General features: G+C 67.0%; 14 protein-coding genes. 2 read left to right on the plus strand and 12 right to left on the minus strand.

Annotated features, from left to right (window positions below; translation table 11 throughout):
- Positions 1-141 precede the first annotated feature (141 nt).
- The 11 genes from H5T77_RS10170 to rplJ form a co-directional block, all read right to left on the minus strand.
- Entirely contained in the window at positions 142-1,410 is a 1,269-nt protein-coding gene (locus H5T77_RS10170; protein WP_292648482.1) for an MCE family protein, read from the minus strand.
- The gene (locus H5T77_RS10175) at positions 1,407-2,909 is read right to left on the minus strand and encodes an MCE family protein (protein ID WP_292648484.1); all 1,503 of its coding nucleotides are present in this window, start codon (positions 2,907-2,909) and stop codon (positions 1,407-1,409) included. Before H5T77_RS10175 ends, H5T77_RS10170 begins: the two co-directional genes overlap by 4 nt.
- Entirely contained in the window at positions 2,909-4,051 is a 1,143-nt protein-coding gene (locus tag H5T77_RS10180) for an MCE family protein (protein WP_292648486.1), read from the minus strand. Before H5T77_RS10180 ends, H5T77_RS10175 begins: the two co-directional genes overlap by 1 nt.
- 79 nt (positions 4,052-4,130) lie before the next feature.
- A complete protein-coding gene (locus H5T77_RS10185; protein ID WP_292648487.1) occupies positions 4,131-5,108 on the minus strand; it encodes an MCE family protein in 978 nt (325 codons plus the stop codon).
- Positions 5,105-6,157: an MCE family protein gene (locus H5T77_RS10190; protein ID WP_292648488.1), complete on the minus strand. Its 1,053-nt coding sequence runs from the start codon at positions 6,155-6,157 to the stop codon at positions 5,105-5,107. Before H5T77_RS10190 ends, H5T77_RS10185 begins: the two co-directional genes overlap by 4 nt.
- Positions 6,154-7,515, minus strand: coding sequence for an MCE family protein (locus tag H5T77_RS10195; protein ID WP_292648489.1), 1,362 nt, complete (start codon positions 7,513-7,515; stop codon positions 6,154-6,156). Before H5T77_RS10195 ends, H5T77_RS10190 begins: the two co-directional genes overlap by 4 nt.
- Positions 7,512-8,339 carry an MlaE family ABC transporter permease gene (locus tag H5T77_RS10200; protein ID WP_292648491.1) on the minus strand — a complete coding sequence of 276 codons (828 nt, stop codon included), beginning with the start codon at positions 8,337-8,339 and terminating at the stop codon, positions 7,512-7,514. The genes H5T77_RS10195 and H5T77_RS10200 overlap by 4 nt, the downstream gene beginning before the upstream one ends.
- A gap of 13 nt (positions 8,340-8,352) precedes the next feature.
- Positions 8,353-9,138, minus strand: a complete 786-nt coding sequence (locus H5T77_RS10205) for an MlaE family ABC transporter permease (protein WP_292648493.1) — start codon at positions 9,136-9,138, stop codon at positions 8,353-8,355.
- Complete coding sequence (locus H5T77_RS10210; protein ID WP_292648496.1) at positions 9,138-10,121, minus strand: ABC transporter ATP-binding protein; 984 nt, start codon at positions 10,119-10,121, stop codon at positions 9,138-9,140. Before H5T77_RS10210 ends, H5T77_RS10205 begins: the two co-directional genes overlap by 1 nt.
- A 396-nt stretch (positions 10,122-10,517) precedes the next feature.
- Positions 10,518-10,904 (minus strand): 50S ribosomal protein L7/L12, encoded by a 387-nt coding sequence (gene rplL / locus H5T77_RS10215; protein WP_179660967.1) that lies wholly within the window; start codon positions 10,902-10,904, stop codon positions 10,518-10,520.
- Between the two features lie 91 nt (positions 10,905-10,995).
- Positions 10,996-11,577 carry a 50S ribosomal protein L10 gene (gene rplJ, locus H5T77_RS10220; protein ID WP_179660966.1) on the minus strand — a complete coding sequence of 194 codons (582 nt, stop codon included), beginning with the start codon at positions 11,575-11,577 and terminating at the stop codon, positions 10,996-10,998.
- 244 nt (positions 11,578-11,821) lie between these two features.
- Here rplJ and H5T77_RS10225 point away from each other — a divergent pair, with 244 nt between their 5' ends.
- Positions 11,822-12,811, plus strand: a complete 990-nt coding sequence (locus H5T77_RS10225) for an aldo/keto reductase (protein WP_292648504.1) — start codon at positions 11,822-11,824, stop codon at positions 12,809-12,811.
- A 192-nt stretch (positions 12,812-13,003) separates the two neighbouring features.
- A complete protein-coding gene (locus H5T77_RS10230) occupies positions 13,004-14,203 on the plus strand; it encodes an MFS transporter (protein ID WP_292648507.1) in 1,200 nt (399 codons plus the stop codon).
- Between the two features lie 29 nt (positions 14,204-14,232).
- Here the strand turns inward: H5T77_RS10230 and H5T77_RS10235 are convergent, their stop codons facing one another.
- Positions 14,233-14,943 (minus strand): maleylpyruvate isomerase family mycothiol-dependent enzyme, encoded by a 711-nt coding sequence (locus H5T77_RS10235; RefSeq protein ID WP_292648509.1) that lies wholly within the window; start codon positions 14,941-14,943, stop codon positions 14,233-14,235.
- Positions 14,944-14,948 lie beyond the last annotated feature (5 nt).

The following is a 14,948-nucleotide window of genomic DNA, read 5'->3' on the forward strand; positions in this document are numbered from 1 at the left end:
TTTCCTGTAAAGGTGGCGGTCAGTCGCTCGGCGAGGAGCCAGTTCCGAGCATCATCACCGTACGCCGCCGACGGATCGGTCGATGCGGCAGCACTCCGGGACCCCGAGTCCGTGCGGCGGCGTGGCGGTCGGCTGGTCCGGCTACTCGGTCTCCATCGGCTGGAGGTAGAGCCACTTCCAGGCGTCGTCGCCGTAGGAGGACGGAGCCGCGGTCGAGACCGAGGCGTCCTCGGTGTCGCTCCAGGTGAGCTCGCCGGTCTTCGGGTCGAAGGTCGCGATCGAGCCGGTCTCACCAGCAGCCGCACGCGGCAGCTGGCTGGAACCGCGAGCGTTCGACTTGCTCGGGTCCTCGGTGCAGGAGACCTCCGTGTTGAACGGACGGCTCTCCAGATCCAGCGGGCTGCGCTTCTTCGTGCTCTCGTAGCCCTGCTTGCACGGCGTCTGGCTGGTCAGCGCCATCCCGAAGTGGGCCTGCGCCAGGCCGGGGTTGCCGACGTCGACGACCGCGAAGCTGCCCTCGACGACGGTCGGGAAGATCGAGAGCAGGTGCTTGAGGCCCGGGAGGTTCTTCCGGACGACCTTGCCGGTCACCAGCACCTCGTTGAGGAGCTCGCTGATCTCGACCTCGTTCTGCTCGAAGAACTGCCGCAGCTCGACGGAGCTGGCCGAGCCGCTCTCGATCAGCTTGATCAGGTCCTGGTTGGAGCCTGCCAGCGTGCCGGTGAACAGCTCCAGGTCGGACGCGAACGACTTGATCGCCGAGCTGCTGTCCAGCTGTCCCTGGAGGACGGTGTTGCTGTCCCGGATCAGCTGAGTGGTGAGCTCGAAGTTCTGGTCGGCGGTCTCCACGAAGGCGGTGCCGGTGTCGATGATGGTCTGCAGGTCCTGACCGGTGCCGGCGAAGCTCTTGCCGAGCTCGTCGACGGTCGTCGTGAGCGCCTTCTGGTCGACGGAGTTCACCGTCGTGGCGACGTCCTCGAGAAGCTTCTCGGTCGGCAGCGGCGTGGTCGTGGCGGCGCGGGCGATCTCCGACCCGTCCTCCAGGTAGGGCTCGCCCTTCGACTGCGGCTGCAGCTCCACGTACTGCTCACCGACTGCCGACCGGTTGCCGACCACGGCGAGGCTGTCGGCCGGGATCCTGTCCTGCCAGTCCTTGTCGATCTTCAGCGTCACGTCGACACCGGTGCGGTTGAGCACCAGCTCACCGACCTGGCCGATCTTCACGCCTCGGTAGTCGACCTCGGCATCCTCGTAGATGCCGCCGGACTGGGCGAAGTGGGCGACCACGACGTAGTGGTCCTTGATGAACAGGGACCCCAGGCGGGCATAGCGCGCACCGACGAAGCTGACCCCGACGAGGGTGATCAGCAAGAAGACCATCAGCTGCATCTTGGTCCGGCGGGTGATCATGAGACGCCCTCCTGGTGGGTGTTGCTCGAGGTGCTCAGCGCCGGGATCATCAACGAGGTAAGACCGGGGTCGAGCTCCTTGCTCAGCTCGTCGTACGTCACCGCGTGCGTCCCTGGGGTCGCACCGGCACGGCAGAACAGCATCAGGACGCACCCTGAGCCCTCTTCAGCGGTGCTCCCGCCGCCGTTGGGCGTGGCCAGCCCGAGCCCGAGGAGACCTTCGAGGGTCTTCCCGATGGATCGGAGCAGGCCTGTCACGCACTCCGCGGGCGCGTCCGACTGTCCGGTCAGCGCCTCCTGGCAGGTGTCGATCGCACCGGCCAGCCCGCCCTCGTTGCAGACGTTCGTGAGGTTGTTGAGCCAGTCGAGAGCGGTCTTCTCGTCGGGGAGGGTCTTGATATGGCGGTTGATCTCATCGAGGCCCCAGCAGGCGGTGTCACCGAGCCGCGGCGCGTTCTGGAGCAGCGTGTCGAGGTTGAGGTCGACGGTGACGTCGAGGTTGACGAAGTCGCCCTGGTGCAGGTTTCGGGCGGTCTGCGGCGAACCACCGACGGCCGCGTCGACGAACGGGTAGGTGAGGATCGTGTTCATCGACCGGACGAAGTCGTCGCCGGAGTCGGCCAGGTTCGAGAGGACCGGCTGAAGGTCCTTCACGATGCCGATGGTGTTGTCCTTGGACGCCCGGATGACGCGTACGCCGGTGTCGCCGAGCTGTTGGAGGGCCTCGAGCATCTTGACCAGATCGGCGCGCTGCGTATCGATGCTCGAGATCGCCGAGGGCAGCTCGTCGAGCGCGGCATCGATGGAGCCCATCTGTGCGTTGGTGGCCTTCGCCAGCGCATCGAGCGCCTCGATGGCCGCGACGATCTTCTCCTTGTTGTCGTCGAGCTCGCGCGCCAGCTGCTCCACCTGGCGAAGGACGGAGCGGGCCGCGTCCTCCCGACCGGCGAGCGCCTTGTTGAGCTCTGTCGAGATCGTCTTCAGCTGGGCTACGCCGCCGCCGTTGAGCAGCAGGCTCAGCGCACTGAAGACCTCTTCGATCTCCGGGTTGCGGCCGGTCTGCGACAGCGGGATGGTCGAGCCGTCGTCGAGCTTGGTCGGCTCGGGCTCGGCGGGACGCTCGAGGGCGACGAACTTCTCGCCGAGCAGCGAGGTCTGCTGGATGGAGGCCCGCGCGTTGCTCGGTAGGTTGACGTCCTTCTTGAGCAACATCTCTACGGTCGCGACGCCGTCATCGAGCCAGACCTTGTCGATCTTGCCGACGTCGATGTCCTCCAGCTTGACCGTCGACTGCGGCACCAGGTCGAGGACGTCCTGGAACTGTGCCGTCACCGAGATCGCGTCGTCGCCGGCGTCCACGCCACCCGGGAGCGGGAGGTCGTAGACGGAGAAGGTCCCGCAGCCGGTCAGCACCATGGCTCCGGCGATCACGCCGACGAACGTCTGGACGGCGCGCTTCATCGTGGTCCGCACAGCCCTCTTCGGATTCCGCTTCGGCATCATTCCTTCACCTCCACCAGGCCGCCGAGCGACATGTCGTAGGGGACCCCGTAGGACGAACCGGTGCCGAGACCGATCGCGGCGGACCGGTTGAGGCCCGGCAGCTGCCGGATCTGGGAGCAGGTCTCGGCGCTGCTGCCGTTCGTCGCCTGGTCCACGAGGCTGCACAGGAACGACGCCGGGTTCTCGAGGATCTCGTCGAGAACCATGGTGATGTTGGCGTTGGTGTCGAGCGTGCCGGTCTCCGGGTTGTAGGCCAGACCCAGGTTGTTGAGCGCCAGCGGCGCCGTCCGGAGGCTCTCGTCGAGCGCCTTGCGCTGCCGCACGAGCACCTTCGCGATCCGGTTCAGGCCCTGGATGTCCTCGCGCAGGATCGCCTTGTTCTCCCTGACGAACTGGGTCACCTTGGTCAGCGCCACCGAGAGGTTCTTCATCGACGCGGCGAGCTCTTCGCGCTCGCCCTCGAGCATCGAGGAGACCTCCGCGAGGGCTTGGGCGAAGTCACGTACGGTCTGGTCGTTCTCGGCGAGGGTGCCGACGAAGCCCTCGAGCTGCTCGGCGGAGTTGAAGAACTGCTCGTCGCGGTTGTCGAGCGTCTTGGTCAGCTTGCCGAGGTCGCCGACGGTCGAGTTGATCTTCTCGCCCTGCCCGCCGAGGTTCTTCGCGGTCTGCTGCAGCAGGTCGGTGAGGGCGCCGTTCTTGTTGGCGCCGTCCGGGCCGATCGCGACCACCAGGTCGTCGACGCTGGAGTAGATCTGGTCGAGCTCGACCGGGACCGAGGTCTTGGCGGTGCTCAGCACCGCGCCGTCGGCCAGCTTCTTCCCACCGTCGTACGCGGGGGTCGCCTGGACGTAGCGGTCACCGACGATCGAGGGCGAGATGACGACGGCCTTCGCGTCTGCGGGCAGGTGAACGTCGCGGTCGTACGTCATGGTGACCTTGACGTCGGTGCCGTTCGGCTCGACGTCGGTCACCTTGCCGACAGCGACACCGAGCACCCGCAGGTCGCTGCCCTCGTAGAGCGAGACGGTGCGCGGGAAGTGCGCCACCAGCGTCTTCTCGCCGGTGTCGCGCACCAGCGCCCACACTCCGACGCCGAGGACGAGCGCGCCGATGATGATCGGGACGATGATCTTGTTCATGCCGCCACCTCCGTAGCGCAAGCGCCAGGATACGGACGCGGCGGCATGAAGGGCCTCAAGTTCATTCGCTGACGCTCACTCATGGGGTCCTCCCTCCTGTGAGAGCCGGGACGGGAGGCATGTTCTGGATGTAGGTGTCCCACCAGGGGCCGTTGCCCAGGGTGTTGTTGAAGACCTTGTAGAACGGCGCCAGCAGCTGCAGCGACTTCTCCAGGCTCTCCTCGTTCTTCGTGAACACGTCGAGGATCACGTCGAGGCTCTCGAGCGCGGGCTTGAGGTCGGCTCGGCTGTCATCGACCAGCTGGGAGAGCTCCTTCGAGAGCTGCTGGGTGGAGATGAGCAGGTTGTGGACCGCCTCCCGACGCTCGACCAGCGCCGTGAAGAGCTGGTTGGCGTCGTTCATCAGGGTGATGAGGTCCTCGTCGCGCTCGTCGAGCACCTTGGTCACCCGGTCGAGCTGGGTCAGGAGCGACTCGATGCGCTCGTCCTTGGCGGCCAGGTTTCGCGAGAGGTCCGAGACACCGGTGAGAGCGGCCTGGAACTCCTCCGGCGTCGACCGGGTCAGGTCGGCGAGGGTGGTGAGCGCCGCAGCGAGCTGATCCTTGTCGATGTTGGCGGAGGTGTCGGCCAGACCCTCGAAGGCCTCGACGACGTCGTAGGGAGACTCGGTGCGGTCCACCGGGATGGTCGCGCCCGCCCGCATCTGGCCCTCGCCGGCCGGCTGCAGCTCGAGGAACATGTCACCGAGCAGCGTCTTCACCCGTACGCCGGCCCCGGAGGTCTCGCCGAAGTTGACCTTCTCGCGGATCTTGAAGCCGACCTTGACCTGGTTGCCGTCGAGCTCGATCGAGTCGACCTTGCCGACCCGGACGCCGGCCACCCGGACCTCGTCGCCGGTCTTGAGACCACCGGCCTCGGAGAAGTTGGCGTAGTAGGTGGTGCCGCCACCGATCAGCGGCAGGCTGTCGGCCTTGAAGGCCATCACCATCAGCATGACGAGGACGGCGATCGAGACGGCGCCGATCTTGACAGGGTTACGTTCACGGAAGGGAATCATCCGAGGTTGCACCTCGCTTGACCGGGCTTGTAGAGGTCGATGAACTGGTCCTTGCCCTCAGCGTCTCGGATCGTGCCGCGCATACCGCAGAGGTAGAAGTTGAACCAGCCGCCGTAGGTTGCCGTCGCACCGATCTTGTCCAGCTTGATCGGCTGGAGCTGGAGGGCGTCGTCGAGCTGCTTCTTGTCCTTGGCGACCTCGTCGGAGAACCGCCGAGCCTCGCGCAGGTCATTCAGCAGCGGGTCCTTCACCTCGTGCACCAGGTCCGCGGTCTCCACGGAGAGCGCCGAGATCTGGTCGAGCGACCCGAGGATCGCCTCGCGGTCGTTGTTGAGCCCGCCGACGAAGTCACGGAAGGTCACGATCAGCCTGGAGAGCTCCTTCTCCCGGTCGCCCACGTGCTCGAGCACCTCGGTGAGGTTGTCGATCAGGGCGTTGATGATCTGGTCCTTCTCGGCCAGCGTCGAGGTCAGCGAGGCCGTGTGGGAGAGCAGGCTCTCCAGCGTGCCGCCCTCGCCCTGGAAGACCTGGACGATCTCGTAGGAGAGGGTGTTGACGTCGTTGGGCGACAGCGCCTGGAAGAGCGGCTTGAACCCGTTGAAGAGAACCGTCAGATCGAGCGCCGGATGAGTCTGTCCGACCGGGATGGTCTGGCCCTCCTGCATCGCCGACGCGTCGCCCACCAGCTGGTTGGTCAGCGCGAGGTAGCGCTGACCGATCAGGTTGCGGTACTTGATCGTCGCCTCGGTCGTGGTCGCGATCTGCTGCGCGCTGTCCACCGTGAAGGTGACCACTGCGGTGCGCGCGTCGTCGGAGATCTCGATGCCCTTGACCGAGCCGACCTTGACCCCGGCGATGCGTACGTCGTCGCCCTTGTTCACGCCGGTGACGTCGGTGAAGACCGCCTTGTACTCATCGGTCCGGCCGAACGTGACGTTGCCGATCGTGATCGCGAGCAGAGCGGTGGCCAGCGTCGTGACGATGATGAAGACGACCAGCTTCCAGAAGTCCTGGAAGGTCTTGGCGTCGAAGAGCTTCGTTGCGCTCATTCGTAGCTCACCTCCGCTCCACGCGCGGCCGGACCGAGCATGAGCGCGCCGAGGTCGGGGACCTCGTCTGCGCTCATGCCCATCCCAGGGGCGAACAGCTCGTTGATGACATCGGCCTCGGCCGACGTACCGACATAGGACAGGGCCGAGTATTCAGTCGACCCGGTGGCGGAGCGCATGACGCCCTTTCCGGTGGGCTCGTCGACGCCGTCGTCCTTGTTGGGGAACGGGGCGAAGGGCTTGTCCTGGTTCCACGACGCGTTCGGGAGCTCGCCGCACTGGGGACCGCTGTCCTCGCCGTAGCGTGGCTTGTCCTTGGTCGAGTACGGACGGGTCAGGTGCGGGATGGTCTCCAGCGTGATGTGGACGGTGTAGTTGCGGAACACCTCGGTGAACTCGTCGGTCAGGATGTCCATGCCTCCGATCAGGCAGGGGAACATCGGCGCGTAGCGGGCCAGCGCCTGGGTGACCGGCCGGCCGACCTCACCGAGCTGGATCAGCGTGTCTTCGTTGTCGTCGAGGAACCCGTCGGCAGTGTTCGAGAAGGCCGTGACGTCGGTCAGCATCTTGTTGAGCTGCACCTCGCGGTCCTCGAGCGTGGTCGCGGTGACGATGGAGTTGCGGAGGATCTGGCCGATCTCCGGCAGCACGGCCTGGTAGGTGCCCGAGACCTCGGTGGCGAGCTCGAGATCCTCGATCAGCGCCGGGATCTCGGGATTCAGCCGCTTCAGGTAGGAGTCGAGGGTGTCGAGCGACTCGCCGAGCTTGTCGCCACGGCCCTCGAGCGCGGTGGCGAGCGCGTTGAGCGTGTTGTTGAGATCGGCCGGCTGGATCGTCCGCAGCAGCGGGTAGAGGTCACGCAGCACGGCCTGGACCTCGGTGGCCATCTTCGTCTTCTCGATGACGGCACCCCTCTGGATCGACTCGGTGAACTCGGTCTCGGGCGGGACCAGCGAGACGTACTTCTGTCCGAAGAGGGTCTTGGGGAGGATCGCCCCGGTCACGTCGGGGTGGACCTTGCTGATCTCGTCGGGGAACAGCCCCAGGGTCAGCTCGGCGCCCTCGTCGGTCGGCTTCATCTCGAGGACCTCGCCGACGATGAGGCCGCGGACCTTGACGTCGGCACGGTCGGGGAGCTGGAGACCGACGCGGTCGGCCTTGAGAGTGATCTCCTCGAAGTTGCCGAACTTGTTGGTGAACTGCGCCCAGGTCAGGGTGAGCGCCGCGAGGACCAGCGCGATGAAGACGACCCCGAGGACCTTCCCCTTCTGCCTGCCCCAGGCGAGCGCCGCGGCGCTCCGCTTGCGCGGAGCGGGCACGTGGTGCTCGACGCCGTCACGGCTGAGTGTCTGAGTCATCCTGCCAACCTCACCGTCGTCGTGCTGCCCCAGATCGCCATCGACAGCATCAGGTCGAGCACGGAGACGGCCACGATGCTCGTACGCACCGCCTTGCCGACCGCGACACCGACGCCGGCAGGACCGCCGGAGGCGTTGTAGCCGTGGTAGCAGTGGATCAAGATCACCACGATCGCGAAGATCAGCACCTTGCCGAAGGACCACAGCACGTCCACGGGCGGCAAGAAGGTGTTGAAGTAGTGATCGTAGGTGCCGGCGCTCTGGCCGTAGAAGAGGATCACGGTGAACCGGGTGGCGACGTACGAGGACAGCAGACCGACCACGTAGAGCGGGACGATCGCGATCAGCCCGCCGATCATCCGGGTCGTGACCAGGAAGGGCAGCGACGGGATCGCCATCACCTCCAGCGCGTCGACCTCCTCTGAGATCCGCATCGCGCCGAGCTGGGCGGTGAAACCGCAGCCGACCGTCGCCGCGAGCGCGATCCCCGCGACCAGCGGGGCGATCTCGCGGGTGTTGAAGTAGGCCGACACGAAGCCGGAGAAGGCCGACGTGCCGAGCTGGTCGAGAGCGGTGTAGCCCGACAGCCCGACCTGGGCCCCGGTGAAGAAGGTCATCGCCAGGATGACGCCGACGGTGCCACCGATGACGGCCAGCGCGCCGGAGCCGAGGGTGACCTCGGCCAGGATCCGGAGGATCTCCTTCTTGTAGCGTCTGAGCGTGCGCGGGAACCACGCCACCGCGCGCAGGTAGAAGCCGAGCTCGTCACCGAGGTGGTCGAGGCTCTTGGCCGGCTTCTCGTAGATCGACTTGATGGTCGCCATTCGTCTCGCCCTCCTAACCGGACTTGCTCGGGATGATCTGCAGGAAGATCGCGCTCATCACGAAGTTCACGATGAACAGCAACAGGAACGTGATGACGACCGACTGGTTCACGGCGTCGCCCACGCCCTTGGGGCCACCACCGGCGTTCATGCCCATGTACGAAGCCACGATCGCCGCGATCAGACCGAACACGAGCGCCTTCGCGAGGCCCTGCCACAGGTCGGCCATCTGCGCGAGCGCGGTGAAGCTGGCCAGGTAGGCACCTGGGGTGCCGCCCTGGATGATGACGTTGAAGACGTACCCGCCCATGACACCGACGATCGAGACCAGGCCGTTGAGGAAGACCGCGATCATCATGCAGGCGAGAACCCGCGGGACCACCAGACGCTGGATCGGGTCGATGCCCAGAACCATCATCGCGTCGAGCTCTTCACGGATCTTCCGGGCACCGAGGTCTGCGGCGATCGCCGAGCCGCCGGCACCCGCGACCAGCAGAGCGGTCGCGATCGGAGCGGCCTGCTGGACGACCGCGAGGACCGCGGCCGAGCCGACGAAGGACTGCGCGCCGAACTGGGCCACGAGGCCACCGACCTGCAGCGCGATGACCGCACCGAAAGGGATGGCGACCAGCGCGGTCGGGACGATCGTCACCGACGCGATGAACCATGCCTGCTGGATGAACTCGCGGAACTGGAAGGGGCGCCGGAAGACGGCTCGCCCCACATCCAGCGCGAACGCGAAGAGCGAGCCAGCGGTCCCGATCGGCTTCAGGGCCCTGGCGGCGGTCAGAGATGACATCAGTGAGGAGCCTTCGTTGGATCAGCTTTCATGCCGCCCGGCGCCATTGCCGCATCTGCCTGGAACGAGCCCGGAGGCGGGGTGACACCGTTCTCCCGGCACCAGGCGCCCGGCGGGCGCTGGTACTTGCGCGGGATGCCGTTGGACGGCTCGAGCTGCATCGGGATCGGCGGGAGCGGCGGCAGACCCATGTCCTTCTCGGCGGCCAGCTCGTCGGCGTCCTTCTCCTCGGACATACCGATCGGGCCGATCGTCTGAGCGTTGAGGAACTGCCGCACGACGGGCTCCTCGGAGCTCAGCAACATCTCGCGGGGACCGTACATGGCCAGGTGCTTGTGGTAGAGCAGGCCGATGTTGTCCGGCACCGTACGCGTCGAGTTGATGTCGTGGGTCACGATCAGGAACGTCGCGTCGATCTGCGCGTTCAGGTCGATGAAGAGCTGGTTGATGAACGCCGTACGCACCGGGTCCAGGCCCGAGTCGGGCTCGTCGATCAGCAGGATCTCGGGGTCGAGGACCAGCGCACGCGCCAGACCGGCACGCTTGCGCATACCGCCGGAGATCTCACCGGGAAGCTTGTTCTCGGCGCCGATGAGACCGACCAGGTCCATCTTCTCCATGACGATGTTGCGGATCTCCGACTCGCTCTTCTTCGTGTGCTCACGGAGCGGGAACGCGACGTTGTCGAAGAGGTCCATCGAACCGAACATGGCGCCGTCCTGGAACAGCACGCCGAACAGCTTGCGAACCTCGTAGAGGTCCCTCTCCGAGCAGCTGGCGATGTCGACGCCCTCGATGACCACAGAGCCCGTGTCGGGCTTGATCAGACCGATCAAGGTCTTGAGGAGCACGGACTTACCTGTGCCGGACGGCCCGAGCATCACGCTGATCTCGCCCGCAGGCAGCGTCAACGTGACGTCTTTCCAGATGAGCTGCTTACCAAAGCTCTTGGTCAGCCCTTCGATCTTTACGTCTACACCCATCCGGGCCGGCTCCCTTCCTGTTCGCGGGGGTCTCCCTCAAGTCCCCTACTGCCCAACTAACGGCAGAGTGTGACAGTGGTTACGCATTTCCCGCGACACGCGTCACACTTTTGTAAACCATAATGGCCTGCGAACGGTGACGGTGATCACCACCCGAGACGAAGTCCCCCGCTTACACCCGACGATCGGATCGGCGACCGGTCGTGGCTGGCGTGTGTTCAAGATAACGAAACAAACCGCAGGGGGCTACTCCCGAGTAGCCCCCTGCGGTTCGAACGATCACAAAGCCGCACTGCAGCTTGACCGACCTGTGGCGGAACTGTTTCCGCAATGTAGCAAGCCCGGGTCCGGCGGAATTCGCCGAACCCGGGCTGAGCTAGGGCCGAAGCCCTCAGATCACTTGACAGTGACGGTGGCGCCGGCGGCCTCGAGGGCCTCCTTCGCCTTGTCAGCGGTCTCCTTGTTGGCGGCCTCGAGGACAGCCTTGGGGGCGCCCTCGACGAGCTCCTTGGCCTCCTTCAGACCGAGGGAGGTCAGAGCGCGCACCTCCTTGATGACGTTGATCTTCTTGTCACCAGCGGCCTCGAGGATGACGTCGAACTCGTCCTTGGCCTCCTCAGCGGCAGCGGCCGGGGCGCCCGGGGCGCCGGCAGCGGCAACGGCGACCGGAGCAGCGGCGGTGACGCCGAAGGTCTCCTCGAACTCCTTCACGAACTCGGAGAGCTCGATGAGGGTGAGCTCCTTGAACGCGTCGAGCAGCTCTGCGGTGGTGAGCTTAGCCATGATGGCTTCCTTTCTTGGTGGCCCTCTGCGTTTTGGTTTGAGTACGCAGCAGGGCCGGGTTACAGGTGGTGGTTAGTTACGACCGGGGCGATTACGCCTCGGCCGGAGCCTCCTCGGCGGCGGCCGGCTCAGCGGCACCACCTGCGAGGATCGAGGGGTCCTCCGCGGCCTTGGCCTCGAGAGCGGCAGCGAGCTGCGCGGTCTTCGTAGGCAGGGCGTTGAAGGCGTAGAGCGCCTGCGACAGCGACGCGGTCATCGCGCCGGCAAGCTTGGCGAGCAGGACCTCGCGCGACTCGAGGTCGGCAAGCTTGCCCACCTCAGCAGCGTCGATGGCCTTGCCGTCCAGGTATCCACCCTTGATGACAAGGTTGGGGTTGGCCTTGGCAAAGTCACGCAGACCCTTGGCCGCCTCGACGACGTCACCCTGGATGAAGGCGATCGCGGTCGGGCCGGTCAGCAGGTCGTCGAAACCCTCGATGCCGCTCTGCTTGGCGGCGATCTTGGTCAGCGTGTTCTTGACCACGCCATAGTTGGCGTTCTCACCGAGCGAGCGGCGAAGAGTCTTCAGCTCGCCGACGGTGAGACCACGGTACTCGGTGAGCAGGGCGCCGCTCGAGGCGCTGAACTTCTCAGCGATCTCCGCGACGGCAGCCTGCCTTTCAGCCCGCGCCATGGGTCTCCTTCTTCCGGGAATCGATCCCCCCGGCGACGGGCCCGCGAATGACAAACGCCCCGAGCGCAGGCTCAGGGCGTGACGTAAGATCTCGTCTTGCTCTTCACCTACGCGGGCCGTCCGCATCCTGCGGAACCTTCGATCAGGTGCATGCACACCTGACAACCGGCGGTCTCTGGTTTCAGACAACAATTATGCGTACGCCGCGAGGCGCAGCCAAATCGGCGGGCAGTAGGTTTGCGGCATGGAGAGCCACACCTTCGGCAGGATCAGGCGCTCGGCGTCGGTCATCGGTCTCGGCACCTGGCAGCTCGGCGCCGACTGGGGCGAGGTCAGCGAGTCGGACGCCCTGGCGGTCCTCGAGGCCGCGGTGGGTGACGGGGTGACCTTCCTCGACACCGCAGACGTCTACGGCGACGGCCGCAGCGAGCTGGTGATCGGTCGGTTCCTCCGCTCGCACGACGACGTCTTCGTCGCGACCAAGATGGGGCGCCGGGCGGAGCAGGTCCCCTCGAGCTACACGCTGAGCGCCTTCCGCGAGTGGCTGGATCGGTCTCGATCGAACCTCGGGGTCGACACGATCGACCTGGTGCAGCTGCACTGCCCGCCGACGGAGACCATCGAGTCCTCGGCCACCTACGACGCGCTGGACACGCTGGTCTCCGAAGGCGTCATCGCGGCATACGGCGTCAGTGTGGAGACCTGCGACCAGGCCCTGGCGGCGATCGCGAGGCCCAACGTGGCCTCCGTCCAGATCATCCTGAACGCCTTCCGGCTCAAGCCGCTGGACCGCGTTCTTCCGGCAGCCGCGGAGGCCGGCGTCGGGATCATCGCGCGAGTGCCGCTGGCGTCGGGGCTGCTGTCGGGCCGCTACTCCGAGTCCACGACGTTCGCCGATGACGACCACCGCACGTACAACCGTCGCGGCGAGGCCTTCGACGTCGGCGAGACCTTCTCCGGCGTCGACTTCGCCACCGGCGTGAAGGCCGCTCAGGAGTTCGCCGCACTGGTGTCCGAGCACGGCCCCTCAGGCGCCTCCCCGGCTCAGGTCGCTCTCGCCTGGGTCGCCCAGCAGCCCGGCGTCACCACCGTCATCCCCGGCGCCCGCAACCCGGCCCAGGCCCACGCCAACTCGGCCGCCGGCTCGCTCCCGCCGCTCTCCGAGGAGCTGCTCGGCGGCGTACGCCGGATCTACGACACGCACTTCCGCGAGGCCGTCCACTCCCGCTGGTGACGCACCCCAGCCGAGACGTCAGCCCGGTCGGCCGAAGCGTCAGCCCGGTCGGCCGAGTGGGCACCGTATTGCCGATTCGGCCGACCTGAGTGACGTCTCGGCCGACCTGAGTGACGTCTCGGCCGACGGGAGCGACGTCTCGGCGGGCGAAAAAATAGTGAGCATTGGTAAGGAATCCGGCAGAGTAAAGGGGTGACGACGGAGACGACGCCCGGGGAGTTCCGGTTCCGAGACATCGCGGTGGTGGCGTACGCACCCTCGATCGTCAGCGCCATGGGGCACGGCGCGGTGATGCCCGTCCTGGCGCTGCGGGCCACCGACCTGGGCGCGGACGCGTCCATGGCCGCGTTCGTGGTCGCGCTGCTCGGGATCGGTTCGCTGGCCACCTCGCTGCCGGCCGGGTCGCTGGTGGCGAGGATCGGCGAGCGGCGTACGTTGATGGGCGCCGGGGCTCTCGACGCGGTCGCGATGACCGTGGCGTTCCTCAGCAGCTCGGTGGCCGTGCTCGCCGTCGCAGTGTTCGTGAGCGGGATGAGCTGGACCGCGTTCCTGATCGCGCGGCAGGGCTTCCTCATCGATGCGACCCCGCTCTCCCACCGGGCGCGGGCGATGGCGCTGCTGGGCGGTTCCTTCCGGATCGGGGTCTTCGTCGGACCGCTTCTCGGCGCCGGGCTCATCCACGTCTTCAGCCTCCACGTGGTCTTCCTGTTCGCGGCCGCGATGTCGCTGTGCTCGGCGGTGATCGGTGGCTGGATGCCCGAGCTCGGCCGAACCCGATCCCGTGAGCACGTCCATCTGAGCGTACGCAGCGTGCTGTGGGCGTACCGCCGGACCTTCGCGACGCTCGGCGTGGCCGTCGTGATCATCGGGATCTCGCGGTCCGTACGGATCGGCCTGCTCCCGCTGTGGGCCGACCACATCCACCTCGAGGCCTCGGTGGTCTCCCTCCTCTTCGCCGGCGCCGCGCTCGTCGACATCGCCCTCACCTTCCCCGGCGGCTGGCTGCTCGACCACAAGGGACGCCAGATCGTGGCGGTCCCGGTGGTGCTCTCCGTCGGCATCGGCTGCCTGCTGCTGCCCCTCACCGACTCGGCACTCACATTGGGTGCCGTGATGGCGCTGATCGCGATCGGCAACGGCCTTGGGTCGGGGATCGTGATGACGCTCGGCGCCGATGCCGCGCCGGCCGACGGTCGGGCGCAGTTCCTCGGGGGCTGGCGGCTGTGCGGCGACATCGGCGGCACCGGCGGGCCGCTGCTGGTCTCCGGTCTGGCCGCGGTCTTCTCGATCGCCGCCGCGCCGGTCGCGCTCGGGGTCTTCTCGCTCGCTGGGGCGGTCTGGGTCGGCCACTGGACCGGCCGCGCCGACCGGCTGCGGCTCACCGGGCACTGACGAGGCTCGCCGCTGGTCGACCGATCGACCTAGGGGACGATCGCGCGGGTCAAGGCCTCGTCGAGGGCTGCCGAATCGCCGGTGACCTTCAGACCGGCGGACCTCGGAGACAGGCGGCCCCACAGCAGGAGGGCCAGGTCCCGGGCGGAGCCGGAGACGTACACCTTCTGCACCGCGTTCGGAGCCCCGAGCGCCCAGGTGTGGCCGGTGTCGGTGGCGGTGAGCTCGATGCGGGTCACGATCTTCCGGGCGCGCTTCAACGCGATCTGCCGCGGGTACATGACGGTCAGCACCTCGTCGGCTGAGTCGGCCCAGAGCTCCGGGGTCGCCTCGGGCGTGGAGAGGCCGAGCGCCGAGCGGATGTCCCAGAGGTGGACCAGGGTCTCGTGCACCTGACGTCGGAACCAGAAGGAGACCGGCCCACGACCGTCCTCGGTCAGCCCGTTGAGGATCCGGCCGGTCGCGTCCGGTCCCAGTCCGGAGAGCGTCTCGCGCAGCTCGGCGGCCTGCGCCTCGTAGGTCGCGATCAGGTCCAACGGGACCGGCAGCGCCTCCGCGTCCTCGTCGCGCGCCATCGCGGCCGCCCAGTGGTGCACCCCGGCCAGGTGGTCGGCGAGGTCACCGACGGACCAGTCGTCGCACGACGGCACCGGCCGGTCCGGGTCGGCCTGCTTCAACGCGGCCGCGAACTCGGACTGCAGCTCTCCCAGGATCACGAAGTAGTCATCAGGCGTCGGCACGACGC

This window comes from Nocardioides sp. (assembly GCF_014360585.1).
Lineage (GTDB): Bacteria > Actinomycetota > Actinomycetes > Propionibacteriales > Nocardioidaceae > Nocardioides.